At 58.9% G+C, this 25,414-nt stretch carries 18 protein-coding genes and 1 tRNA gene; 8 read left to right on the plus strand and 11 right to left on the minus strand.

Annotated elements, in window-relative coordinates; all coding sequences use genetic code 11:
* Positions 1 to 55: 55 nt before the first annotated feature.
* The 6 genes from Q4481_RS08075 to Q4481_RS08100 all read right to left on the minus strand — a co-directional run bounded on the left by Q4481_RS08075 (position 56) and on the right by Q4481_RS08100 (position 6,195).
* Positions 56 to 2,164 (minus strand): hypothetical protein, encoded by a 2,109-nt coding sequence (locus tag Q4481_RS08075; protein WP_304375825.1) that lies wholly within the window; start codon positions 2,162 to 2,164, stop codon positions 56 to 58.
* Between the two features lie 103 nt (positions 2,165 to 2,267).
* Complete coding sequence (locus tag Q4481_RS08080) at positions 2,268 to 3,083, minus strand: class I SAM-dependent methyltransferase (protein WP_304375826.1); 816 nt, start codon at positions 3,081 to 3,083, stop codon at positions 2,268 to 2,270.
* Between the two features lie 65 nt (positions 3,084 to 3,148).
* Positions 3,149 to 3,415, minus strand: coding sequence for an usg protein (locus Q4481_RS08085; RefSeq protein ID WP_304375827.1), 267 nt, complete (start codon positions 3,413 to 3,415; stop codon positions 3,149 to 3,151).
* A 239-nt stretch (positions 3,416 to 3,654) separates the two neighbouring features.
* Positions 3,655 to 4,485: an ABC transporter permease gene (locus Q4481_RS08090; RefSeq protein WP_304375828.1), complete on the minus strand. Its 831-nt coding sequence runs from the start codon at positions 4,483 to 4,485 to the stop codon at positions 3,655 to 3,657.
* Complete coding sequence (locus Q4481_RS08095; RefSeq protein ID WP_304375829.1) at positions 4,482 to 5,360, minus strand: ABC transporter permease; 879 nt, start codon at positions 5,358 to 5,360, stop codon at positions 4,482 to 4,484. Before Q4481_RS08095 ends, Q4481_RS08090 begins: the two co-directional genes overlap by 4 nt.
* Positions 5,361 to 5,466: 106 nt before the next feature.
* Positions 5,467 to 6,195 carry an ABC transporter substrate-binding protein gene (locus Q4481_RS08100; RefSeq protein WP_377353597.1) on the minus strand — a complete coding sequence of 243 codons (729 nt, stop codon included), beginning with the start codon at positions 6,193 to 6,195 and terminating at the stop codon, positions 5,467 to 5,469.
* Positions 6,196 to 6,552: 357 nt separating this feature from the next.
* On the opposite strand from Q4481_RS08100, the gene Q4481_RS08105 reads away from it, so the two are divergent.
* Together Q4481_RS08105 and Q4481_RS08110 are read left to right on the plus strand one after the other, a co-directional pair.
* The gene (locus Q4481_RS08105) at positions 6,553 to 8,409 is read left to right on the plus strand and encodes an OmpA family protein (RefSeq protein WP_304375832.1); all 1,857 of its coding nucleotides are present in this window, start codon (positions 6,553 to 6,555) and stop codon (positions 8,407 to 8,409) included.
* Between the two features lie 135 nt (positions 8,410 to 8,544).
* Positions 8,545 to 8,994: a hypothetical protein gene (locus tag Q4481_RS08110; protein ID WP_304375833.1), complete on the plus strand. Its 450-nt coding sequence runs from the start codon at positions 8,545 to 8,547 to the stop codon at positions 8,992 to 8,994.
* Positions 8,995 to 9,095: 101 nt separating this feature from the next.
* Here the strand turns inward: Q4481_RS08110 and trmFO are convergent, their stop codons facing one another.
* The 3 genes from trmFO to Q4481_RS08125 all read right to left on the minus strand — a co-directional run bounded on the left by trmFO (position 9,096) and on the right by Q4481_RS08125 (position 11,230).
* The gene (gene trmFO, locus Q4481_RS08115) at positions 9,096 to 10,517 is read right to left on the minus strand and encodes a methylenetetrahydrofolate--tRNA-(uracil(54)-C(5))-methyltransferase (FADH(2)-oxidizing) TrmFO (RefSeq protein ID WP_304375834.1); all 1,422 of its coding nucleotides are present in this window, start codon (positions 10,515 to 10,517) and stop codon (positions 9,096 to 9,098) included.
* A gap of 125 nt (positions 10,518 to 10,642) precedes the next feature.
* The gene (locus Q4481_RS24595; protein ID WP_354542184.1) at positions 10,643 to 10,786 is read right to left on the minus strand and encodes a DUF1127 domain-containing protein; all 144 of its coding nucleotides are present in this window, start codon (positions 10,784 to 10,786) and stop codon (positions 10,643 to 10,645) included.
* A 300-nt stretch (positions 10,787 to 11,086) separates the two neighbouring features.
* The gene (locus Q4481_RS08125; RefSeq protein WP_304375836.1) at positions 11,087 to 11,230 is read right to left on the minus strand and encodes a DUF1127 domain-containing protein; all 144 of its coding nucleotides are present in this window, start codon (positions 11,228 to 11,230) and stop codon (positions 11,087 to 11,089) included.
* Between the two features lie 677 nt (positions 11,231 to 11,907).
* Here Q4481_RS08125 and Q4481_RS08130 point away from each other — a divergent pair.
* Together Q4481_RS08130 and tig are read left to right on the plus strand one after the other, a co-directional pair.
* Positions 11,908 to 11,991 (plus strand) — tRNA-Leu (locus Q4481_RS08130).
* Between the two features lie 168 nt (positions 11,992 to 12,159).
* Positions 12,160 to 13,638 (plus strand): trigger factor, encoded by a 1,479-nt coding sequence (gene tig / locus Q4481_RS08135; RefSeq protein WP_304375837.1) that lies wholly within the window; start codon positions 12,160 to 12,162, stop codon positions 13,636 to 13,638.
* Between the two features lie 100 nt (positions 13,639 to 13,738).
* Here tig and Q4481_RS08140 read toward each other — a convergent pair whose 3' ends face one another.
* On the minus strand, positions 13,739 to 15,163 hold the full coding sequence (locus Q4481_RS08140; protein WP_304375838.1) for a M10 family metallopeptidase: 1,425 nt from the start codon (positions 15,161 to 15,163) through the stop codon (positions 13,739 to 13,741).
* Between the two features lie 247 nt (positions 15,164 to 15,410).
* Here Q4481_RS08140 and Q4481_RS08145 point away from each other — a divergent pair, with 247 nt between their 5' ends.
* The 4 genes from Q4481_RS08145 (at position 15,411) to Q4481_RS08160 (ending at position 24,149) form a co-directional block, all read left to right on the plus strand.
* Complete coding sequence (locus Q4481_RS08145) at positions 15,411 to 17,060, plus strand: caspase family protein (protein ID WP_304375839.1); 1,650 nt, start codon at positions 15,411 to 15,413, stop codon at positions 17,058 to 17,060.
* 120 nt (positions 17,061 to 17,180) lie between these two features.
* Positions 17,181 to 17,570, plus strand: coding sequence for a DUF6165 family protein (locus Q4481_RS08150; protein WP_304375840.1), 390 nt, complete (start codon positions 17,181 to 17,183; stop codon positions 17,568 to 17,570).
* Between the two features lie 43 nt (positions 17,571 to 17,613).
* A complete protein-coding gene (locus Q4481_RS08155) occupies positions 17,614 to 22,632 on the plus strand; it encodes a tetratricopeptide repeat protein (RefSeq protein WP_304375841.1) in 5,019 nt (1,672 codons plus the stop codon).
* A complete protein-coding gene (locus Q4481_RS08160) occupies positions 22,629 to 24,149 on the plus strand; it encodes a tetratricopeptide repeat protein (protein WP_304375842.1) in 1,521 nt (506 codons plus the stop codon). The genes Q4481_RS08155 and Q4481_RS08160 overlap by 4 nt, the downstream gene beginning before the upstream one ends.
* On the opposite strand, the gene Q4481_RS08165 is transcribed toward Q4481_RS08160, so the two are convergent.
* The gene (locus Q4481_RS08165) at positions 24,130 to 25,323 is read right to left on the minus strand and encodes a glycosyltransferase family 4 protein (RefSeq protein WP_304375843.1); all 1,194 of its coding nucleotides are present in this window, start codon (positions 25,321 to 25,323) and stop codon (positions 24,130 to 24,132) included. The genes Q4481_RS08160 and Q4481_RS08165 overlap by 20 nt on opposite strands.
* Positions 25,324 to 25,414: the final 91 nt, after the last annotated feature.

Below are 25,414 nucleotides of genomic sequence, written 5' to 3' on the forward strand. Positions count from 1 at the left end.
GATTGCGGGAGATGTACATCATGCGCCGGCCAAGGGAAAGGCGAGGGCGGAGTTGTCAGCTCTGTTTGTCGGAGGGGGAGGATTTGGCTTCCGGTTTTCCTTCATCCGCGGAAACATCCGTTACTTCCGTCGCGGGTTCTTGCGAGATGGATACCGGCCCCTCGCTTGGCTCGACGGACAGGGCTACAGGATCCGCCACTTCCTGTAGCGCCGCATTCGGGTCAGGTGCGAGTGAGCCTGCCGCGTCAGTTTGGTCAACCTCGTCTTCGCCAGTCGCGCCATCCTGCTTGCCATCCTGCCCAGCATTTTTCTGACCGTTTTCATCCACGATCTCGCTTTGGCCGGGAGCGACAGGAGTATCTCCGCCGTCAACAATTGGCGGGTCAACGGGCGCGGGCTCCGGAGCCGGGTCGGGAGGCGGGCAAGGTGGGCAGTTCGGATAGTGTGGGCAGTCTGACTTCGCCGGTTGCTGATTGGCAAGGTGGCGCTTGGAGTCCCGAAAGCAGTCGGCATCTTCGCCGAGACTGTCGCTGATATCGAGCCAGAGGCGCCGCAGGCGGCGGATATGCAGATCATCGCTGATCCAGGCCATCATATGTTCGATAGCCTCGGAAAAGGTGTCGAGGTTTTTCTTCTGCTGAGCCACATCATCAGCCTTGTTGCCCGGCTGAACCTGATCGCGTGCCCAGGCACAATATTCCTCGACATTGACCTGTCGGGTAACGTTGTTGGTATCGCGAATGAGGAAGCGGAACTGGCTGATCGCTGCCGCCTTCTTGAGATTGTCGGACGGCGCAAACAGAATTGCCGCATAGATGTCGTCATAGGCCGCCGGTGAGTGGATACTGTCGATTGCCCGCTCGAGATCGAAGATGGTCCGGATATTGATCTCCCGGAACATCAGGAATTTTTCCTGCCCGACGATATGGCAGAGCTGTGCCTGGGCGATCCAGTCGATCGCCTGGTAAATCCCGTAGGGCGTTTCGATATGCAGCATCACGGGGTTATAGGTTGCCAAGTTTTGCACATCACAGATGCCGCATTCCTCGAGGCGGAACCGCGTCTCGAAGTCGATGCCGTCGATGATGTCGAGTGATGTGACCCGTGATATCTCCGTGAAACGATCATCGGTGGTCTTGATGAACGATATCAGCGATTGCATCTTGATCAGCAGAAACCTGGACGCACTGGTGGGGAGTAACCCGAGGGCAGGCGCAAACGCAAACCAGATCCAGGGAATCTCCGGAACCGGATCGCCTTTAGGTGTTTCGGCCGACGCCGTGGCCTGTGTGGTGGTTGGATCGGTTGCATCGGGTGTGCTCTCCGTGCCGTTTTCGGTAACGGGAGTGGGAGTCTCGGGCGTTGCCGGCTTGGACGCTTCGGCATTCGCCATTTGGTCAAGCTTCGCCACGACATCGGTCGGAAGCAGCAAGCGCCCGACATTCGCCATCGGGTCGGGAAAAGCCCGGTAGATGATCATGATCAGGAGGACGGAAAAGACGATCTCCCCGGTATGACGAAGGATGGCAAAACTGGACAGATCATAGACGGCCAGGCAGCGCAGCAGCATGCGCAATGCGCCGATGAAGGCGCCGCAGAAGGCGAGAGCGCCAATGACCAGCATGTGCTCGCTTGTGGTGGCCGGCGCCTGACAGTTCAAGACGGCTCGAAAATCACAATGAAAGGCACCCAACAGGGCCTGGAAGCCGAAATAGCTGACGATGACAAGGCCGAGGGAGGCAACGAAGACGCGGTTGCTGGAGCGAGACCCAGCCCGGGTGGCGATCTCGATGTATTTTTTGAGTTTTTCCTCTTCGGAGCTTTGCTGCTCCCCGTCGATTTTGTCGAGTTCTTGTTGGTCTGTCACGGACACCCGGATATCGGACACGTATTTCGACTTCACGAACTCGAAACTGGGATTTTGCGTCGGTCCCCTTCTTTCGGCCTCACCTTGCTTCTCGTTCGAATAGAGTTTGAAGGATTGCATGAAGTCGAGAATGGTGCGGAGGCGCTTGATCAACAATTCATTGCGAGAATAGATCAGCAAGAACGGCGCCAGAGCCGCAAGCAGCAGCACATAAATATTGACGGTTTGGTGGAAAGCCGAGAAAGCCACACTGACATAATGCCAGGTCGCGTTACCGAAATTATAGAGCTGGTCCATGATATTTGCGTCTCCCCTGTTTTCAGGATTAGAGACGCAACTTTGTTTTAGTTCTAGCGACCGAGTATCCGCAAAAGTTGCATATGCAACTCTGAATTTCAGTTCACTTCATTTTTGCGATCACAAGATGGCCCGGGGTTGGTTCGCCCTCTTCGAGCCGGACAGTAATGTCCTGCATTTCGACGAGTTCGAACCCGGCTGCGGTAAGGACGCGCTTGACGTAGTCGCCCTTGTGGGCGAAGCGCTGATGGCCGCCGACCTTGAAATCCTGGTCGCCGAAGGCCTCATCGGGCAGGGTTTCGGAGGAGAAGATGAAATAGGTGCCGGACTGGCTGTTCTCGGCCACGCCGAAGAACATTTCCTCCAGGAAGCCCAGATAGGGCAGAACGTCGGTGGCGGTCACGATATCGAAGGGGCCGTCCTCGTTGTCTTCGAGATAATCGACGACTTCGGCGACATAGAGGGTCTCGTAGAGATCCTTCTCATGGGCGATCTCGACCATGTTTTCCGAAAGATCGAGGCCGACCATTTCATCGACCATGTCGCGCAGGGTCCCGCCGGTCAGTCCGGTGCCGCAGCCGAGATCGAGCAGCTTCTTGAACGGCCCGAGCCCGAGTTCCTGCAGGCGCTGGCGCACCATCACCGGTACGCAATATTGCAGTTGCTCGACGAGGATCTCCTCGAAAGCTTCGGCATGCTGGTCGAACAGCGTTTCGACATAGGCATCCGGCGCCTTGGGCGGCGTCTCTCCGAGACCAAGCGATGCGAGCCGCACGGCGGCACCGCCATGGTCCTCAGGGTCGAGTTCCAGCACCTTGCGATAACCCTTGGCAGCCTTTTCGAGTTCGCCCGCCTTCTCGGCAGCAAGCGCATCGTTATAGGCCTTGGCCAAAGCCTTCTCGTCGATCTTCTTTGCCATGCACCTGCAATCCCGTTCAGCGTTTGGCCGGTATTAAGCCCCGCGCGCCGAGATGGCAAGCGATGTCAGTGGAGGATGAAATCACCCTTGATGGCGCGCCATTCGGTTGGCGAGATCAGCTTCCAGTGAACGTAGCGCACGGAGTGCAACGGTCCCTCGAGCTTTTCCTGCCAGAATTTCAGAAAGGCCTTCATTTCGGGGAAGTGTGGATCGAGATCATAATGCTGCCAGATGAATTTCTGCAGCAGACTCTTATGATCCGGCAGACGGTAAAGAATTTCCGCTGTCGTCAGGCCGTAGCCCTTCATGCGCATGTCGAATTCTCGGTTCATTGGCAATCTCTCTTTGTTTGGTTCCCGGAGTTTGCCCTATGAATTTAGCGCCCCATTTGGTTAACGCAACGTTAATCTGGCTGAAGAAAGCCTATTTTACTGTTGAAAAACAGCGTGTTAGCAGCGAGTGACTGTGAGTGCTGCCAAGGTGCGTATTTCGGGCTTTGGCACGTCTGCCCGGTATTTGACCGGTGCGGGCGCCGTTGCGCCCGAGCTCAATCCGTTCGCGGAACAGCGCTTCAGCGCTTGAGATGACGGGTGAGGCGGCGCTCGATGACGTTCCAGAAATTTCGCAACGCCTCGACGATCGTCAGATAGAGCAGACCAGCCCAGAGATACATCTGCATGTCGAAGGTGCGTGAATAGGCGCGCCTGGTTTCGCCCATCAGGTCGAACACGGTCACGATCGCCACAATGGCCGATCCCTTGATCATCAGGATGATTTCGTTGCCATAGGGGCGCAGCGCAACAATCAGCGCCTGCGGCATGATGATCCTGAGATAGGTTACATAGCCGCCGAGGCCGAGGGCGTGTGCCGCCTCTCTCTGTCCACGCGGCACGGATTCGATGGCCCCGCGCAGGATTTCCGCCTGGTAGGCAGCGGTGTTCAGCGTGAAGGAAAGCAGGGCGCAGTTATAGGCTTCGCGGAAAAACCACCAGAGGCCCACCGCTTCGAGCTGCGGCTTGAAACTGCCGAAACCATAATAGATGAGATAAAGCTGCGCGATCAGCGGCGTGCCGCGGAAGAAATACACATAGCCATAGGCGATCGCCGAAAGAATGCGCGATCCGCTCATGCGGGCAAATGCCACCGGCAGCGACAGGAGCGCGCCGAGGATGATTGACGTCAGCACCAGCACGATGGTGACGCTGAGCCCGCTGAGGAACTTCGGCCCGTACTTGTAGAATTTCTCGGCATCGAATCCCTCGATGATCGAGGATGCTGCGAGCCCGAACACGACCAGCCAGAAGGCCATGAACAGAATGCCGGCAAACCGGGCAGCGGTGAACGGACGCGGCGGCGCCGGTGGCGGAAGCTGCGGCGCGATCATGCTTTCCGTGACGCTCATCGACGCACCTCCGCCCGTTTGGCATTGGTCTCGATCCACGAGAAGATGAACGAGGAGAGGATGGCGAGCACCAGAAACAGGCTGCAAGCAACGGAATAGAAATAGAAGGCGTGTTTCGTGACTTTGGCGGCAATGCCTGCCTGCCTGAGAATATCCGGCAAGCCTATGATCGAAACCAGGGCCGTATCCTTGAGCAGCGTCATCCAGAGATTGCCGAGGCCGGGCAGGGCAATGCGGATCAGTTGCGGCACGATGACGAGCCGCATGGTCTGGCCGCGCGTGAGACCCACGGCAAAGCCACCCTCATATTGCCCGGATGGAATGGCCTTGAAAGCCGATTGCAGCACTTCCGAACAATAGGCGGAAAACACCAGCCCAATCGCCAGCATGCCGGCAAAGAAGGTATTGATCTCGATCTGTCCCTCATAGCCGAAGAAGGACGCCACCTGCTGCAGGCCGATCTGCATACCGTAGTAGATGATGAAGAGCGTCAACAGCTCCGGCAGGCCGCGAAACAGCGTCGCATAAATGTCGGTCGCCGTTCTGAGGTAGGGTTCGCTCGATTGTTTGGCGAGCGCGAGGAAAAAGCCGATGGTCAGGCCAATGGGCAGGGTGCAGACGGCAAGACTTGCCGTGACGTAAAAGCCGCTTGCAATCTCGTCGCCCCAGCCCGTTGCGCCGCAGCCAAGTTCGCCCTCACCGAAGAAGAGCGAGAAGATACCAACCGGCCCGCAAAATGGATCGATCGTCGTCAAGACCGGATGCAAAAGGGACCATATCGCGCCAAAGATCGTGTCGAAGACAGCCCAGAGCGGATCGAGAAAACCACTCGATTCTTCGGCGGTGACAGCCGTAACGGCGGTTTCACCCTGCATTCATTTCCCCTGTCCCGATTTCGGGTTCTTTGATTTTCCTATTCAGTCAAACAAAAATGGCGGAAGGGCAAGCCCTCCGCCATGATTTTCTCGGATTTTCCGAAGGTCAGTTGCCGTAAACGTCGTAGGTGAAGTACTTGTCGTTGATTTCCTTGTACTTGCCATTGGCGCGGATCGCGGCGATCGCGGCATTGAGCTTCTCGCGCAGCGCGTCATCGCCCTTGCGAACGGCAATGCCGGCGCCTTCGCCATTGATCACCGGATCGACGGGCAGGGTGCCGAGCAGCTTGCAGCAGGCGCCATCGGCAGTCTTCAGCCATTCCGACAGAACGACGACGTCGTCGATTGCGGCGTCGATACGGCCGTTGGCGAGATCGAGCTTGTATTCATCCGGAGTCGGATAGAGCTTCAGTTCGCTCTTCTTCATATGCGCTTCGGCATAGTTCGAATGGGTGGTCGAGGACTGGGCGCCGAGAACCTTGCCTTCGAGAGCCGCTTCGCTGGCTTCGGTCAGCGTCGAATCCTTCGGCACGGCAATTGCCGGCGGCGTGTTATAGTACTTGTTGGTGAAATCCACCTTTTCCTTGCGTTCCGCCGTAATCGACATCGAAGCGATGATTGCATCGAACTTCTTGGCCTGCAGAGCGGGAATGATGCCATCCCAATCCTGGGTGACGAAGGTGCATTCGGCCTTCATCTCTTCGCAAAGAGCCTTGGCGATATCGATGTCGAAACCGACCAGCGAACCGTCGGCTTCCAGATTGTTGAAGGGCGGGTAGGCGCCTTCGGTGCCAATGATGATCTTGTCGGCGGACAGCGCGGATCCTGCAATCATTGTCAGGACGGAAACTGTCGCGGCAAAAGCCCAGCGCTTGGTCATTTTCTGATTTCCCCTAGGTTACCGCGTTTGATGCGCGCGGAGATCTATTGTGCCTCGCCTTCTGCCGAGGCGTGCAAAGATATTCATATTTTTTATGTGTCATATGCAACCGAAAAGAACAGGTTGTTACAAAAATGTTGTGTTTGGAACATTTGCCGATGTGAACCGTTCATGAACGTCTGGTTCAAGCCCGGTAAAGGCTTGGGTGGGTAAAAAGCCACCATTGGATTGGGAAACACAGAAATGCCACCAAGGTGCTGATAGTCCCAGCCAGATCATATTCTGAAGCGAATCCGAGAGGAGCAAGTCACAATGGATTTCAAGAAGAGCCTTATGGCCACGGCCGCAATACCGCTGATGGCTCTGGTGAGCTTCGGTGCATCGGGCAAGATCGCCAATGCGCAGCCGAATCTCAATGCGGTGTCGGTACCGGCATCGGAGTTTGCTTCGAAATCGGTCCGTAACGGTTTCGTCATTCTCGCCCAGGCTGAGGACGAAGAGCAGATCAAGCGCAAGAAGCACAAGCAGGCTGAAGAAGGCCAGAACGAAGGCCAGCAGGAGCGCAAGAAGCGTAAGCAGCAGGCTGAGGAAACGCAGCAGAATTCTGGCGATAACACTCAGCAGGAGCGCAAGAAGCGCAAGCAGCAGGTTGAGGAGATCCAGCAGGATTCGGGCGACAACGGCCAGCAGGAGCGCAAGAAGCGCAAGCAGCAGGTCGAGGAGATCCAGCAGGATTCCGGCGACAACGGTCAGCAGGAACGCAAGAAGCGCAAGCAGCAGGTCGAGGAAATCCAGCAGGACGCTGGCGACAACGCTCAGCAGGAACGCAAGAAGCGCAGGCAGCAGGTTGAAGAAACCCAGCAGCAGGATCAGGGCCAGGCTGAAGAGCCCGTGAAGCGCAAGGACAAGAAGAAGGACGCGCAGGCGGCCGAGCAGGGCAACAATGACTCGCCTTCGATCGAAACGATCGAAACCAAGGGCAAGAATCGCGACAAGCCTGAAAATGCCGAGACGCTGAAGAAGCGCAAGAATCTCGCCGAGGATCCTGCCAAGTCCGCCGAGACGATTGAACTGCCGGTCAAGAATGGCAATGCCGTTCTCGACAGCGACAAGGATGCCGACAATTCCGGCGACAAGGCATCGCGCGAGAAGCGCCGAAAGGCGCGTGAAAGTGCAGAACCGGTAAAGGTTCCGAAATCCGACCGCGATGCCCAGGTCGGCTTCCGCCCCGAAGACAAGGACAAGATCAAACCTGTGATGGAGGAAAAGGGTGAGCGCATCACCGGTTTCCGCGGTTACGAAGGTCCGGATGGCCGCGTCGTCGGCAAGAAGGATGATCTCCGCATCGTCTTCAATCTCAACGGCCGCGTGGTGATCCGCGATGACGACCGCAACCGTCTGGCCCGTCGCGGCGACATGCGTTACGAGCGCCTGCCGGATGGACGCATTCGTGAGGTCGTGGTGCGGCCGAATGGCGATCGGATCGTCACGGTCCGCAATCGCTGGGGCGAAATCATCCGCCGTTCGCGCGTCGATGCACGGGATCGCGAATATGTGATCTTCTATATGCCGGTGCTTGAGCGTGGCCGCGATCGTCTGTATCTGCGCGATCCGGGCCTCTCCCTGCCGCCGATGCGCCTGACCATTCCGGTGCGCGACTACATCATTGATGTGTCGAGCGAGCCCAAGCGCGATTACCGCGCCTTCCTTGCGCAGCCGCCGGTCGAGCGCGTCGAGCGTGTCTATTCGGTCGATGAGGTGAAATACTCGGCCCGTATCCGCGACAAGGTGCGCCGTATCGACCTCGATACGATCACGTTTGAGACCGGAAGCGCCGAAATCTCGATGGATCAGGCCTCCTCGATGCGTCGTGTTGCCGAGGCCATCAAGGACATTCTCGACCAGGATCCGGGCGAAACCTTCCTGATCGAGGGTCATACCGATGCGGTCGGATCGGACGAATCCAACCTCGTTCTGTCGGATGAACGTGCCGAATCTGTCGCCAATGTTCTTTCGGATATGTTCGACATTCCGGCGGAAAATCTGGTGACCCAGGGCTACGGCGAACGTTACCTCAAGGTCGATACCGACGAACCGGAGCGTCTCAACCGTCGCGTCACCATTCGCCGTATCACGCCGCTGGTTCGTCCGGTCGCCGCTGTCGAATAAGGTTGCAAGTACATCAAACGAGCGCGCGGGACACTGTTCCGCGCGCTTTTGCATATCGCGGTTTTGCGCGCTATACCGGTGTCAGAAAGGCGACCGGTGGAAGGGACCCGGTCCTGCCTGATGAATGGAGCAAGCATGTTGCCGATGGCCATCTGGGCGGTTCTGATGATTGTGGCAACCGGCCTGTTTTTGTGGTTTGCCTACACGATCCGTCAGAGAAGCGGCGAGGATGAAGTCGATACAGGATTGGCGATTCTGGAATTCGGACGCGCCTATCCGGATGAGGCCATTCGCCAGGTCGCAATGACAGATGACGGCTTCATGGTCTTTCTCCGCCTGTGGACTGGCCGATGCGGCTGCATGAAGCGCAGTGGTGGCCGTTATCTCTGCCACCTGATCGATCCGAAGAAAGTCATGATGGTGCCGACCGATGACGGTCGCGGCCTGAACCTGCAGTTTGCGGGGCTCCCGGCGCTCGATGGCGACTACCGCTTCAACTCGGACAAGCAGGCAGCCGAGGTATCGCTCTGGATCCTCGGCAGCTTCACGGTCGATGGAGTTGCGGCCCAGCAGGCGGAAGAATAGGTGCCCGCCCGGACCTGTCGCTTATACTCTCTGGACATGATCAACTTGCGCCGGAAACCGTGATCGCTCCGGCGTAAACGCGACCATCGTCGACACAGAGATCAATCCGCTGTGCGGTTGAGCCATGCGGCGCAGTCGGCAAGGGCGCGCCTGGCCATCGCCTGTTTCTTGGCGACCGTCTTTTCCTTGCCCCGCACTCGTTTTCCCGGCACGCGCTCGATCTGAACCGAACCCGGTTCGGGCTCCGGAAACAGGCCGAAATTGATGTTCATCGGCTGGAAAGACCGCTTGCCCCGTTCTTCGTCGCTGACGATGTGGCCGCCGGTGATGTGGGCGAGAAGAGCGCCGAAGGCCGTGGTCTGCGGTGGCGGCACAATCTCTTCGCCCAATCGCTGGGCGGCTGCGAACCGTCCTGCGAGAAGGCCGATGCTGGCGCTTTCCACATAGCCCTCGCATCCGGTGATCTGGCCGGCGAAGCGCAGGCCGGGCCGCGACTTGAGCTGCAGGCTGCCGTCGAGCAGAACCGGGGAATTGATGTAGGTATTGCGGTGCAGGCCACCGAGACGGGCAAACTCGGCCTGCTCGAGACCCGGGATCATCCGCAAAATTTCGGTCTGGGCGCCGTATTTGAGTTTCGTCTGGAAACCCACCATATTGTAAAGCGTGCCGAGCGCATTGTCCTGGCGCAGCTGAACCACGGCATAGGGCTTGACGGTCGGGTTGTGGGCATTGGTCAGGCCCATCGGCTTCATCGGTCCGTGGCGAAGCGTTTCGGGCCCGCGTTCGGCCATGATCTCGATCGGCAGGCAGCCGTCGAAATAGGGCACATGCTCCCACTCCTTGAAGAGCGTCTTGTCGCCGGCAATCAGCGCCTGCACGAAGGCCTCGTACTGCGTCTTGTCCATCGGGCAGTTGATATAGTCCTTGCCGGTGCCGCCGGGGCCGACCTTGTCATAACGCGACTGGTACCAGGCAATGTCCATGTTGATGCTGTCGCGATGGACGATCGGCGCAATGGCATCGAAGAAGGAAAGCGATTCTGCCCCCGTGGCAGCGCGGATCGATTCCGCCAGCGAAGGTGCGGTCAGCGGGCCGGTCGCGATAATGGCATTGTCCCACTCTTCGGGCGGAAGGCCGGTCAGTTCCTCGCGCACGACGGTGATCAGCGGATGGCTTTCGATTGCGGCGGTCACTGCGGCCGAAAAACCGTCGCGATCGACGGCAAGCGCACCGCCTGCCGGAACCTGATGCGCATCTGCCGAAGCCATGATCAGCGAGGATGCCAGCCGCATTTCTGCATGAAGCACGCCGACGGCATTGTTTTCCGCATCGTCCGAGCGGAAGGAGTTCGAGCAGACCAGTTCGGAAAGATGGTCGGTCTTGTGGGCATCGGTCATGCGCTTGCCGCGCATTTCGTGAAGAATGACCGGAATGCCGCGACGGGCGATCTGCCAGGCGGCTTCGGAACCGGCAAGGCCACCGCCGACAACGTGAATGGGGGAGGGAGATTCAGTGTTTGTCATGCCGGGCCATTACCATGGTCTGGCTAGAAAAACAAAGCGTGGCGCATGTTTCGAATCATGCACGCCGCCAAAACGCGAAACGGCGCCACAGGGGCGCCGTTTGAAATGTCCTCGGTGCTCAGTTCTTAGCGGAACGAGCGGGCCGCAATGTTGCGGATCTGGTAGCGATTGACGCCGATATCCGAAAGGGTGTCGTTCGAAAGGTTCGACAGTTCGGAGATGGTGCGGCGATAGTTGACCCAGTTCAGGGCAAGACGGAGCGGGTTCATGGCTGTTTCCTCTTTAGACTTGTTTTGCGCCAACGATGTTGGTTGCTGTTTGATGACGCTGATATAGGCCCTTATTATACATTTGTGTAGTGCGTTCTATGTGCATCTGCTATGCAAATAAGCATACGATGCACAATTTAGAGGCTAAGAGCAAAAAAGCGCCAGAGGTTAACCGCCTTTCGCGGCATTCGTCGGAGCGCCTGCCGACACCCTCTTTTCAGACGGCTGAGGCAATCGCAGGGCATAAAAAAACCGCCGGACAAGCCGGCGGTGTTTTGGTCGTCCGAGACGTTCGTTTGATTAACGAACTGCCTGGCGGGCAACGGTGCGGATGTCGTCACGAGCGATGCCGAGATCGGACAGTTCGCGGTTGCTCATGCGGCCGAGTTCGATAACGGTCTGACGATACTTGACCCAGTTGTTGTAGGCGCGAGCGATGTTCATAGTGATGTCCTTTCATGGGGAGTTCCGGTCTGGAACCCTTCGAATTTCATAATCACAATCTAATGCTGCATCGCATCAAATACCAGAGCGGATCTGGAAGGGCACCTATGCGTCAAACGCAAGGCAATCCATTAACCAGTGAGATTTGTTAAGAAAAATTAGTTTTTGCGGCAGAAATGCGGCGCGGGAGGTAGGTCGCGGAGCTGTGTTGCAGTGCGATGGAAAACGAAACGCCCACCGGGGGAGGAGGATCCGGTGGGCGTCGTTGGGTTTGACTGGCGACTGGGAGGAGGAGTGTCGTCAGTCATATCGGAGCGCGCTGGGAGGAGGAGTGCGCAACTCCGAATTTATGTCTTCACTTCCGTGAAGGGCCTGACCGCAAGCGGCGTGGGTTGCCAGATCCACCTGAATTTCGTTCAACAAATTTGCTTCGTTGATGTTCGTTTTATAGATCGTTTGGGTTCGTTTTTGCAGCGCAATATGAACATGGCCGCTATGAGCTGGGTGCATGGCTGGCTTCTGATCGATGAGATGCCGTCCGGGGCGGTCGAACCGTGCCTTGTGGAATTCGCGCCGCAGCAAATGTCTTTTTGCTTTTCACTTTGGGAATGCAATGCTAAGCACGCGCCACATCGGTTCCTTCGGGTGTCATCTTGGTGGTCGGAGGGGGCGTGCGTGCGGGTGTGGCGGAACTGGTAGACGCACCAGATTTAGGTTCTGGCGCCAAAAGCGTGGGGGTTCGAGTCCCTCCACCCGCACCATTTATGTCCGAAATGCGGGAAAATGGTGCGCAAGCGCTGCGCTAAGCCCATTTTACTTGCAAAACTTTTGTGAATTTGCATAAAGCCGTTCCCGGCGGATGAGCACGAGAGTTCATCTTAACGACAGGTTGGCGTTCCGATGCCGCCGCGAGAAATGAAGGTAAGAACATGCAAGTTATCGAAACGCTCGCTGAAGGGCTGAAGCGTGAACTGAAGGTCGTGATCCCGGCATCCGACATGGAAGCACGCAGGAACGAACGGCTGGAAGATGTCAAGGGCCGCGCCAAGATCAATGGCTTCCGCCCGGGCAAGGTGCCGTTCGCCCATATGAAGAAGATGTACGGCAAGTCGGTCATGGCCGAACTCGTCAACGAGATCCTGCGCGATCGCCCCAGCGAAATCCTGTCGGGCCGCGGCGAAAAGTCGGCCACGCAGCCGGAAATCGCCATGACCGAGGACGAGGCTCAGGCTGAGAAGATCCTCAACGCCGAGGTCGATTTCGAATTCACGCTCGCCTACGAAGTCATCCCGCCGATCGAGATCCAGGATGCCAGCGGCATTTCCGTGATCCGCGAAGTGGTTGAAGTTTCCGACGCCGAAGTCGATGAACAGATCCTCAAGATCGCAGACAGCGCCCGCACCTATACCGAAAAGAAGGGCAAGGCTGAAAACGGCGACCGCGTGACCATGGATTACGAAGGCAAGCTTGATGGCGTGCCGTTCGAAGGTGGCAAGGATTCCAACGCCGAGCTGGTTCTCGGTTCGGGCCGCTTCATCCCGGGCTTCGAAGAGCAGCTCGTTGGCGTCAAGGCCGGTGAAGAGAAGACCATCACGGTGTCGTTCCCGGCCGATTACCCGGCCGCAAACCTCGCCGGCAAGGATGCGACCTTCGATATTTCCGTCAAGGAAGTCGCAGCTCCCGGCGAAGTCGAACTGAACGACGAATTTGCCTCCAAGCTTGGAATCGAATCGATTGAGCGCCTGCGCGAAATCGTCCGTGGCCAGATCGAAGGCCAGTACGGCACGATGACCCGCCAGAAGCTGAAGCGCCAGCTTCTCGACCAGATGGATTCGCTCTATTCGCTCGAAACGCCTTCGCGTCTCGTCGATGCCGAGTTCGAACAGATCTGGCGTCAGATCTCGATGGATCTCGCCCAGTCGGGCAAGACCTTCGAAGATGAAGACACGACGGAAGAAAAGGCCCGCGAGGAATATCGCAAGCTGGCGGAACGTCGCGTGAAGCTCGGCCTGGTTCTCTCCGAAATCGGCGAAAAGGCCGGTGTCGAAGTCACCGAAGACGAAATGAACAAGGCAGTCTACGCTCAGCTTCAGCAGTTCCCGGGTCAGGAAAAGGAAATCATCGAATATTTCCGCAAGACCCCGGGTGCGATCGCTGGCCTGCGCGCGCCGATCTTTGAAGAAAAGGTCGTCGATCTGCTGCTGACCCAGATCAAGGTCACCGACAAGACCGTGACCAAGGAAGAGCTGATGGCCGACGACGAAGCCGAGGGCGAAAAGTCCGAAGGCAAGTCTGCCAAGCCGAAGAAGAAGGCTGCAGCCAAGGCTGACGCCGCTGAAGGCGAAGAAGCTCCGGCCAAGAAGAAGGCTCCGGCCAAGAAGAAGGCCGCTGACGACAGCGCCGAATAAGGCTTTGGCCGATAGAAACTGAAAACGCCCGGATGAGAGTCCGGGCGTTTTCTTTTGTCCGTTTGAACGGGCGCCGGGGGCGCCCGCACGGATCGTTCGGTCAGAGAATGAAGTCCGAATTGTGCAGAGAGTTGAGCGTCGTGTCTTCAAGCACGAGGCTGTCGCCATTGCCAAAGGCAAAACGCACATCCTGCCCGTCCTTTGTCGCATGCGACATCAGCGCATTGAAGCTCTTGAAGTTGTAGCTCTGCAGGTCGATGCGGTCGTTACCATTTCCAAAATCGGTGATGGTATCGTGATCCCAGGCCTTCTTGAACACGAACTTGTCGGCGCCGCCGCCACCCGAATAGGTATCGAAGCCTCCCAGGCCGATAAACACATCTTCGCCGCCATTGCCCTTCAAGCGGTTACCGACTTCGTTGCCCTTGAGGTTGTCATTACCACTACCGCCAATCGCGTTCTCGATGATGGATTCGAGATTGCCCTTGTAGAGCATGGCATTGAAGATATTGCCGCGTGCCATATGTGCGCCGGGATTGATGTCATAACCGAGATCCGACAGCTGATGGCTGCTGAACTTCGAATAACCGCCGGGCGACAGGTCGATTTTCAGGTTGCTCGCGTAGGCCGACAGGTCGTAGGTATCCTTGCCGCCGCCGTCCCAGATGGTGGCGAAGATACGATTGCCGCCCGGATCGATCGCGATCTTGCCGTTGACATAGGTGTTGCCCGTGGTGGGTTTCCAGGAATAGACGGTGTTGCCGTCATTCGTGTTGTAATCGGCGCCATACATCCGTTGCAGCGCCGCAATGTCCGCCATCATGAAGGTCTGGGGCGCGCCCCAGGTTTCGGTCGTGTCGTAACCCGCACTCCAGCCGACATAGCTGTGATAGGTCATGATTGAATATTCGAGTGAATTCTTGTTCGACGGCAGGGTCGGAAATGTTTCGCCCACCGTGGAATTGTAGAAAGTCTCGTGGCCGTGCTTCAGACCAAGCGCATGGCCGGTTTCGTGGATAACTGTAGCCCAGGCGAAATTGCCGGCTTCGGCGTTGAGATACTGTTCGGTCTTGCCGAACCAGACATCGCCACCGGTTGCGCCGGACTGCGGGTAGTAGCCCCATGCCGTTGATGGCACGTTGGACTGGGCGTATTTCAGCGTCGCGCCGGCGTCGCTGCCCTGCGAGACGTTCATGTTGGTGAAGCCTTCAAGGGAGAAGCCGTCGTTTGCGGCATTACCGTAGGATTGGTCGAGCGCAAATCGCGCCGCTGTTTTGATGTTCTGATTGACGGGGGCAAAGCCATCGCTTTTTTCGCCGTAGGACGTCGAGTAGGTATAGTCCTTGCGGCTGTCCGGGAAGGAATAGGTTATCGCATTACCGCTCCAGGCAAGGCCTGTAAGAACGGAATTCGCAAGCCTGTTGCTTCCCGAATCGACATACTTGATTCCGTGCGCGCCAGTCGCTTCAGCGAAACCCGAATAGCGGTCGTCTTCATGTGTCGCATCGTAAAGAATGCCGGTCATTGTGAGCTCCTCTTTCTCGTTGGATGTCATACAGGGCGACATTTAAAACTTGGATTCGACGGTGTGTTGAAGATGGTGCACCATTTTTAAGTGAGAGACACGCAATAAATACCTCCGAATGAAAACATCGTGACAATGACGGCTGAATGTAGAGAATAATTCATTCAGTATGCGCGTCTTGTTGAGATAATCGTGCGCCGTTCCGGCACAGCTTTTCTGCTGCCGAACCCCAGTTGGAAAAATGGTCATGCGGCTTTCTGTTCGCCTTATACTGCTTTCGGGCCTCTTGGCCGTTCCGGGCATTTCGCATGCTGCGAAAACCTACGGCCTCGTCATCGGTATCAACGACTATCAACATGTCACACGGCTCGATGGGGCGCGTGCCGATGCTGTCGATATTGCCGCGGCCTTGGAGCGTGCCGGGGCTAGCCGCATCATCCGGCTTCTGGATCGGGACGCGGACAAGCAAACGATCGTCGAAGCCTGGGATCGTCTCGTTAACGAAGCCGAACCGGGCGATACGTTGTTCTTGAGCTATGCCGGCCATGGCGCGCAGGTTCCCGAGAGGATCAAGGGCGAAGAGAAGGATGGGCTCGATGAATTCTGGGTCTTGCCGGCCTTCGATCCGAAGGATGTTGCATCGACACGGGGCGAAACCGTCTTCGACAATGAGCTGAATGGCTGGTTCGCCAATGCGGCCGCGCGCGGCATCCGCGTCGTTTTCGTTTCCGATTCCTGCCATGCCGGCGGCATGCAACGTGCCGTGAGCGGAAAGCTGCGTTTTGTCGATTTCGGCAAAGAACGTGTTCTCGGCGATTTTTTCACCAGCCTGCTCGGATCCGAACCGGAGAAGGTTCAGCCGGAGACGCCCCTGCCGCAGGATGTGACGATGCTCGCCGCGACCTCGGAGGATTTGCCGGTTCCGGAAGTCATCATCAATGGCGAAGCGCGCGGAGCATTGAGCTGGAGTGTCGCCCGCGCGCTCGAAGGTATGGCGGATGCCGATGCCAATGGGGTGCTGACCCGCTCGGAACTCGAAGACTATGTCTATTCCACCGTGCGTTCGCAATCCGAAGCGCTGCAGACACCGGTCATCACACCGGAGAAACTTGATGGGGGCGACGCCACGCTGCTTGCGCTGCTCGCCGAACAGCCACCGCGCGAAAACGAAAATCTTGCCGAAGAAAGCGCACCTGTGCCGGAAGGGGGCGGTGTCGGCGGCGGTGAATTGTCAGTAGCGACGCTTGATCCTGTCTTTCAGGGCGGCGGCTATACCGGGTCGAATCTCGCCATCGCCCGTGCCCTGGGGTTCCAACCAGCGGTCAATCTCGATACGCGCGGCATGCCGCAACCTCCGCTCAGCCGGCTTGTCGGCAGCAATTCCTTCGTCTGGGATGCGAGCGCAGGCACCTTCACGACGCCGAACGGTGACCTTGCGGCCGAAGATATCGACCAAAAGACCGTCGATACCGTGGTGGAAAAGCAGCTTCTGCTCAACTTTTTGAAATCTGTCTCCGCTCGCCATGCCGGCAAGATTACGCTTAAGCCGGTACGGGAAGTCTATCTGGAGCGCGATCGCATCAAGTTCGAGCCGGTCATGGGCACGATGCGCAACATGCTGGTGTTCAACCTCGCCAACAATGGCGAGGTTCAGTATATCGACCGGGTTGCAGACGGAATGCCGGTCGACCGGACACCGCTCAAGGAAATGCAGGTGGTCGCTCCTTTTGGTGCCGATCATCTGGTGGCAATATCAACCGACCAGCCGCTCGATTTCATCGGCAATCAGATGCGGCAGGGGCTTGGTGCGAAGGCGCTACTCGAGATTTTGATGAAGAAGGTCGATTTCTCCAAGGCAGCCGTAGCGATCGCGCCGATCTACACCCGCCAGCAATGACAGGTTCGTGACGGACCCAGCGCTTGGTTGTGAAAAAGCCAAGCCACCGCCGCCATCCTTGCGGTTTTCCGCTAGAGTCAGAAAGAATGATTCTGTCGCAGCGTGGCGTGGAGCGAAAAGATGATCGAAATTCCGGTGTCGTGGGGTGAACTGGTCGACAAGATCACCATTCTTGAGATCAAGTCCGAGCGCATCGCGGATGAAGGCAAGCTCGTCAATATCAACAAGGAACTGGGGCTGCTCAAAGAGCGCCTGGGCGATCTTGCCTCGAAACCCGAGCTTCTGTCGCTGACCGATGCGCTTCGTTCCGTCAACTCGGATCTCTGGCAGATCGAGGATGATATCCGCGACTGCGAACATGCCGGCGATTTCGGAGCCCGCTTCATCGAGCTCGCTCGGTCGGTCTATATCCGCAACGACAAAAGGGCGGAAATCAAGCGCGAGATCAACGCCGCTCTCGGCTCGGCACTTGTCGAGGAAAAATCCTATCGGGATTACAAGGCCAAATGATCGGGACGATCTTTCGATTGGCGCGAGCTGGGGGTGATCGGGTTTGACGATCGGCGAAAAACCGGTGGAGCCGGATGCAGCGGATCTCAACCAGTGCCGTCGCCTCATTGCCGGCGGACAGGTCCGGGAGGCGCTGCTCGCGGTCGAGACCCTGATTGCGGCCGGCAAGGAAAATGCGGCGCTCAGGCAGTTGCATGGGATCGCGCTTTACCTCACGGGCCGGGCGCGGGACTCGCTGCCACAATTCGAGCGTGCCCAGTTTCTCGATCCTGACCAGCCATCGATCTATCAGAACCATTCGATGGCGCTGTTGGCCTGCGGTGAAACCGAAGCTGCCATCGCCATGGCGCGCCGTGCCGTCGGCATGCGACCGGACAATATCGGTGGCCGGATCAATCTTGCGCTTGCGCTCATTCGTGCCCGCAATTTCACCGAAGCCGAAGAGCATATTCTTGCCGGTCTGCAAATCGAACCCGGCAATCTCAGCCTGATGACCCAGGCCGCCCATGTGATGGCCGAGACGCGCCGGTTCGACGAGGCCGAGGCTTTCATTGCGCCGGTTCTCTCCGAACAGCCGAACAATCTCGATGCCCTGTTCGTTCGTGCCGTCGTCTTGCAGGCGCGCGACCGGTTCGAGGAGGCGGTTGCTGTCTATGATCGTGTGCTTGAGATCAGCCCCGGACATGAGGCCGCCTTCATCAACAAGGGCGTGGCCCTGAGAGATTCCGGGCGGGCGGAAGCCGCACGACGCCATTTCGCGAGCGGGCTCGCGCAACGGCCAGACTGGCCCGTCCTTCGATACAATTTGGCGGTGAGCAACCTCTATGCCGGGGATTGGACCAATGCCTGGCCGGATTTCGAACTGCGCTTTCTGATAACGCCTGCGTTGGAAAAGACACCGGTCCCGGAAAGCCCGCGCTGGCTGGGTGAGGATATCGCGGGGCGCACCCTGCTCGTGATCCACGAACAGGGGTTCGGGGATACGTTTCAGTTCATCCGCTTTCTTCTCTGGGCCTCGCACAAGGCCGGACGGGTCGTTTTCCTGTGCCCTTCACGGCTCCACGCCATATTGTCGCGTCTCACGCTGTTTCGCGATGGCCAGATCGGATTGGTGCCGGATGATCGTCCGATTCCGGCCCATGACCTGCATGTGCCGCTTCTGTCTCTGGCGGGATATTCGGGCTTGCGTCCCGATACGGTTCCGGTCGTGGTGCCGCGCATTGCTCTCGAAGAAGAGCGCGTCCGCAAATGGAGCGCGTTCGGAAATCCCAGGCCGGGTCGCTGGCGCATCGGCCTGTCATGGCAGGGCAATCCCACGGCCAGCATCGACAAGGGCCGTTCGATCAATCTGGCCGCGATGGCCTCTCTGGGACGGCTGGCGCGAAAGGCCGATTTCATTTCGCTGCAGCGCCATTTCGGCCTCGAACAGGCGGCTCCGAGCGGTTTGGAGATCCTGTCTCCGGGTGGTGACTTCGACGCGGGAACCGACGCTTTCGTCGACACCGCCGCGATGATGATTTCGCTGGATCTGATCATCACGTCGGACACGGCGGTCGCGCATCTTGCCGGCCTGCTTGGACGCCCGGTCTGGCTGTTCCTGAAACAGGTGCCGGACTGGCGCTGGGGCGGGGAAGGGCATTTGACGCCCTGGTATCCGACGATGCGCCTGTTCCGACAGACGAAATCCGGCGACTGGGCGGGCCTGTTCGATCAGGCGGCAAGCGAACTGGCTAGCCTGATCGGAGACCCTTCGCCCTATGCCGCGGATGCTTCCGGACGGATCTCCGATGCCATTGCGCTGCAGAGTGGCGGACGCCATGCCGAGGCCGCAAAAATCTATCGTACGGCACTGCCGAACCGCAGCCGGGATGCGCAGGTCTATAATTATCTCGCCATGGCCATTCTGGAGGATGGGCGCCGGCGGCCGGATGCGGCGCGGGCGGCCTTGCCATTCGCGCTTCATTCGGTGGCGCTGAGGGCGCGGATTTCCGATCACTGGAGCAATTGCGCCGTTCTATTTGCTGCAATGGGCGCCCAGGCCGATGCCAGGCGCGCGCTCGGTTTCGCGCTTGCTGCCAACCCCGATCATGTGCCCTCGCTTCTTTCCGTCGCGCGTCGGGATGTTTCCGACGGCAAGCCAAGCCCGGCACTCGACCGTCTGCTGCAGCTCAATGCCTCCAGCGCCTTTTCCGCATCCTTCCTTTCGAATCTGGCAAGCATTCTTTCCGATGCCGATCGCAAACAGGATGCGCTGGTTCTGCTCCGCAAGGCGATCGGGCTTGAACCCCAGAGCCCGAAGCTGTTCGTCCAGTATGGTGCGCTCCTCGATCTGATGGGCAAGAAGAGCGATGCGCAGACGGCCTGGGAGAAGGCCCTGACCTTCGATCTCGACAATGCCGATGCCTTGAGCAATCTGGGTGTCTGGGAGCGCAACAACGGCTCTGTCGAGCTTGCCTGTTTCTTCCAGAGAACGGCGGTCGAAAAGGATCCGACCCATGCCGAAGCCTGGAACAATCTCGGCATTTCCGAACTGGAAGCCGGGCGCGAAAGCAATGCGATTGCCGCTTTTCGCCAGGCGGTGACCGTGCGACCAGATTATGCCGATGCTCATCTGGCGCTCGGAATGGCGCTGTTGAACACCGGCGACATGACCAACGGCTTCAAGCATTATGAAGGGCGGCTCGGTTCGGACAAGCTTGGCATCACCGCCGGTCGTCCCAACATCCCGCTCTGGCGCGGCGGAGATCCGCGCGGGATGGCGTTTTTGCTGATGGCCGAGCAGGGCTTTGGCGATGCCTTTCAGTTCAGCCGATATGCCAGCTGGCTGAAGGAGCGCGGGGCTCGCGCGGTCTATATCGGCTGCCGCTCGCGGCTCGCGCATCTGCTCAGGACCGTGCCTGGCGTCGATGGTATCGTCAGCGAAGGCGAACGTCCGCCAGCGGTCGATGCCATGGTCTATATGATGAGCATGCCGGCGCTGACCGGTATGCAGATCGATACGATTCCGGCCTATCCGCATTATCTGACGCCGGACCCGGATCGCGTCATGCGCTGGGCGGAATGGCTAGCCGAAAGACCCGGGTTTCGGGTCGGCATCGTCTGGCAGGGCAATCCGGATCCCAAGGTCGATCGCGGCCGCTCTTTCCCGCTCGAACGGCTGGAGCCGCTTGCCCGGATAGAGGGCGTTCGGCTGATTTCGCTGCAGAAGGGCGCCGGCGAAGAGCAGGTGGCAGCGCTCGCCGGGCGTTTCGATGTCGAGTCTCCGGGCGGTGACTTCGATGGCGGGCCTGACGCCTTTGCCGATACCGCAGCGCTGATGATGAATCTCGACCTGATCGTGACATCCGATACGGCTGTGGCCCACCTTGCCGGTGCGCTGGGGCGGCCCTGCTGGGTCATTTTGCGCGCGAGACCCGAATGGCGCTGGTTGCGGGATCGGTCCGATAGTCCCTGGTACCCGACCATGCGTCTCTTCCGGCGGGTGGAGAATGAAGTCGAACAACATCCGTTCGAAGGCGTTGTCGACCGCCTCGCGTCGGCCTTGGCTAGGCTCGTCTCCGGCGATCTTTCCGAGCGCCATGTGCGTGCGCCCGCGAGCGGAGTGCGGATTGCAAAACCCGATCCGGCAAAACTCTTCAACCGGGCGCTCGACCTGCAAAAGGGGCCGGACAAGGATGCGGCAGCAGCGCTTTATGCCGAATGCCTTCAATATCCGGCAGTCGCGCCCAATGCGCTGAACATGCTGGGTGCGATCGCGCTTCAAAACGAGCGCAATGCGCGCGCCTATCACCTCTTTGCTGCTGCCGAGAAGATGGGCCTGAAGAAGGTCGAGTTCTCCAACAATTTCGCCATCGCCTTGCGCCGGCTGGGGAAGATGGATGCCGCCGTCGAACGGCTCAAATCCGCAATTGCGATCAAGGAAACCGCCGAAGCGCATCTGTCGCTTGGCAATATCTACCGTGATCTTTTTCGTTTTGTGGAGGCAGAAGTCCATTATCGCCGCGCGGCTGCCATGAAGCCCGACATGGCAAAGGCTCATCGCGGTATCGGCAATCTGATGCGCGATATCCATCGTCCGGAAGAATCGCTGGCGGCTTTCGAGCGTGCCCGGGCCCTCACGCCGGAGGATGCCGATCTCATCCTCGATCATGCGCATGCCAAACTATTCGCCGGCGATCTGCCGGGCGGCTTTCTCGATTACGAGGCGCGCTGGCTGAGCAGGGAAATGCGGCCCCGCAAGTTTCCAGTGCCACGCTGGGATGGCCAGCCGGTGACGGGAAAGACGCTGCTGGTTCATGGCGAGCAGGGTTTTGGCGACAATATCCAGTTCGTGCGTTTCGTCGAAGAGGCTGCAAAGCGTGTCGATCGCCTGGTTCTCGAAGTGCGCGAACCCCTGATCGGTCTCTTTCGCCGCATGCGCCTCAGCCGCCCGATCGAGATCGTCGAGCAGGGACGCCATTCCGCAACCTACGATCTCGAAGTGCCGATGCTGAGCCTGCCGCTCGTCTTCAAAACGACGCTCGACACCATTCCGCCACCGCCTGTGTTCGACCTCGACCCCACACGCGTGCAGGACTGGCGGGACCGGTTTGCCGGCAGCGAACGCAAGGTCGGGCTCATCTGGCAGGGCAATCCCAATGCGCGCGCCGATGCCGGTCGATCGCCACCGCTTGCAAGCCTGATGCCGATCCTCAAAATGGCTGGCCTGCAATTTGTCAGCCTGCAGAAAACCGATGGGCTGGATCAGGTGGCGGCACTCTCCTTGCCGAAGCCGATGATCGTGCCCGGGTCATCGCTCGGTGACTTCGAAGAAACGGCTGCGGCAATTGCCGCCCTCGATCTCGTGATTTCCTCTTGCACCGCCACCCTTCATCTTGCGGCTTCGCTTGGTGTGCCGGTTTTCGGCATGCTGAAGTACCATGCGGACTGGCGCTGGCTGAACGAACGGCCTGACAGTCCCTGGTATCCCTCGCTGCGGCTGTTCCGCCAACCAGCCCCCGGCGATTGGGGGACAGTGGCGTCCGAGATCCGCGTCGTTCTGGAAGGCTGGCTGTCCGAGTGAATTCGCAACAGGAAATCCACGTGGTGCTCGAGCAGGGAATCGCGCTGCAGAAGGCTGGCGACCATGATGCGGCTGCCAACCTTTGCCGCGATATTCTCGACATTTCGCCTGACAATCTCGATGCGCTGTTGCTTCTGGCATCGGTGCGGCGATCGCAAGCCCGGTACGGCGAAGCGCTCGACCTTTATCGCAAGCTTGTCGAACTCGATCCGGATCGACCGGATGTCTGGTACAATCGCGGCAATCTCCATGCCGATCGCAACGAATTGAACGAGGCGGAGGAGAGTTATCGCAAGGCTTTGGCACTCTCGCCGCACAATGTCGGCTTCCACGCCAATCTCGCGATCGTTCTGGCGCGCCGTGGCGATGAGACTGAAGCGATGGATCACTATCGGTCTGCGCTCGATATCGATCCGCAGCACACGATCGCCAATCTCAATCTCGCCAACCTTCTTGCCGATCGGGGCGAGACCCGAAATGCGGTGGCGCTGCTGCGCAAAGTCATCGCGCTGACACCCAATCTCGCCGAGGGGCACTACAATCTCGCACTCGCTCTGTTGCGGCTGGGCGAATGGACGAACGGTTTTGCCGAATATGAATGGCGTTGGAAAACCGCCCAGCATCTTGATCGGCCCGCCTATCGCAATCTGAAGGAATGGCGTGGTGGAACCTTTCCCGGTCGGGAACTGATCGTGCATGCGGAGCAGGGGCTTGGCGATACGATCCAGTTTGCGAAGCTTCTGGGTGTTGCGAAGTCCCTGGGTGGCGACGTCGTCTTCCATGTGCCGGCCAAACTCGAGCGACTGATGAAGACGATGCCGTTCGATGTGAAGGTCACATCGGCCCATCGCGCCAGCGAGGGGGACTTTCAGGTCCCGCTGATGAGCCTGCCGCAGCGGCTCAAGCTGACACCCGGCTCCATACCCGGACAGATGTCTTATCTGAAGGCCGAACCGGAACGGGTGGCGGACTGGCGTCAGAGGCTGTTCGGCGATCCGGCACGCGAGAAACCGCTGGTCGGGCTCGTGTGGCGCGGCAATCCCTCTTCACCGGTCGAGAAGGGACGCAGCCTGTCATCGGCTGCCGATTTTGCGCCGCTGGCTGCCATTGATGGCATTCGATTGATCGCGCTGCAAAAACTCTCCGACCACGACATCGAACCTGCTGATGTTGCGAGTGGCTGGCGCGTGAAAGGCCTGCCGTTCACGCTCGAATATCCGGGCCCGGATTTTGATGCCGGCGAGGATGCCTTCATCGATACTGCCGCCACCATGGCACTCTGCGCCATCGTGATCTCGGTCTGCACCGCGCCGCTGCATCTGGCTGGCGCTCTCGGTCGCCCGGCAATCGGGTTGCTGAAATCGGTGCCGGACTGGCGCTGGATGATGGAAAAACAGACGACGCCCTGGTATCCGACCATGCAACTGGTCAGGCAAAAGCCGGGCGAGGATTTTGCGCCCGCCATCGAACGCGCGGCTTTGCTCTGCCGGTCCCTCGTTAGCTCATCTTCTGAATGATGCGTTTCATATGGTCGGCGGTGCGGGCCCAGCTATAGCCTGCGAGCTTGGCGGCCCCGCGCTCGCCGCGCCGACGTGCCTCGTTGCGATCCCGCCAGGCGCGTTCCAAATTGTCCTCAATCTCATCGACGCTGCTCTCGCCCCAGCCGGCGACATCGCCGACGCCGGCACCTTCGCCGGCCACGGCAGCCTGGTCTGTCAGCGCATAGCAATTGTCGCCATCGATAAGATCGAGATGGCCGGTGTTGGCGGAAAGGATCGTCGGCACGCCGCAGGCCATCGCCTCCATCGCCACCAGATTGGTGCCACCTTCCGACCGGTTGGGGAACAGCGCCACATCCATTTCGCGCAGGATCGGCGGCATCAGCGCATTGGGAATGGCGCCGAGATCGATATACTGATTGTCCTGCAATCCATTCTCGCGCGCCCAGGCGGCGCCATCGAGCTTGCCATTCTCGCCAAACACCAGCGGCGCTGCCTTGCCCGACCGGTCGAGGCTGCGGGCCAGTTGCGGCCAGGGGCTGTGCCAGGCTGTGACGAGCAGTGCTTCCGGATGCCGGCGCGCAAAGCGGGCAAACCCGGCCATGACGAGATCCTGCCCCTTGCGCAGTTCCAGCTTGCCGCCGGAAAACACCATGAAACGGTCCGACAGGATGCCCTGGCGGCTGGCCGGATGGAAGAGCGACGGATCGATGCCCTGGATGACGGTTTCGACCTGCGTCACACCATGGGCCTTGAGGATTTCGGCATTCCAGGTCGAGCCGCATACGATCAGTGGAAAGGCGCGCGCCCGCTCGAGGCTGGCCTCATCCAGTTGCGGCAGTTCGAAGAACACGACGCCGATGCCCGGCTTGCCGCGGATTTCGGTTTCGTATGGTCCGCGAGAGGCACCGAAATCGTTGCCCAGCGCCATCAGCACGGCGGCTTCGACATTGACCTGCTGGCCTTGCCGCTCCTTCAGCTGTTCCGCAAGCCGGCGCGATTGCAGTTCGAAGGGTCTCAGCGTTGCGCGGCGCAACGGGTCTATGACGATCTGGTCTGGCGGAATGGGGAAGGCGGCTCGCGCCTCGATGCCGCTATCGGCACGGGCCCAGTTGAGCGCGAGGTTCAGGCCATAGACGCCCCAGCCGAAGAAGCTTGAAATACCCCAATGAATGACCACCGGACGACGCATGGCCGACTCCCTGCCTGATTCCGCTTTGGTCGACCTTATCGGTGGCCAATGTGAAAGGACAATTGCAGGTCGGCAAAGCCAACAGGAAATC

The organism is Fluviirhizobium alvei (genome assembly GCF_030551875.1).
Lineage (GTDB): Bacteria > Pseudomonadota > Alphaproteobacteria > Rhizobiales > Rhizobiaceae > Rhizobium_E > Rhizobium_E alvei.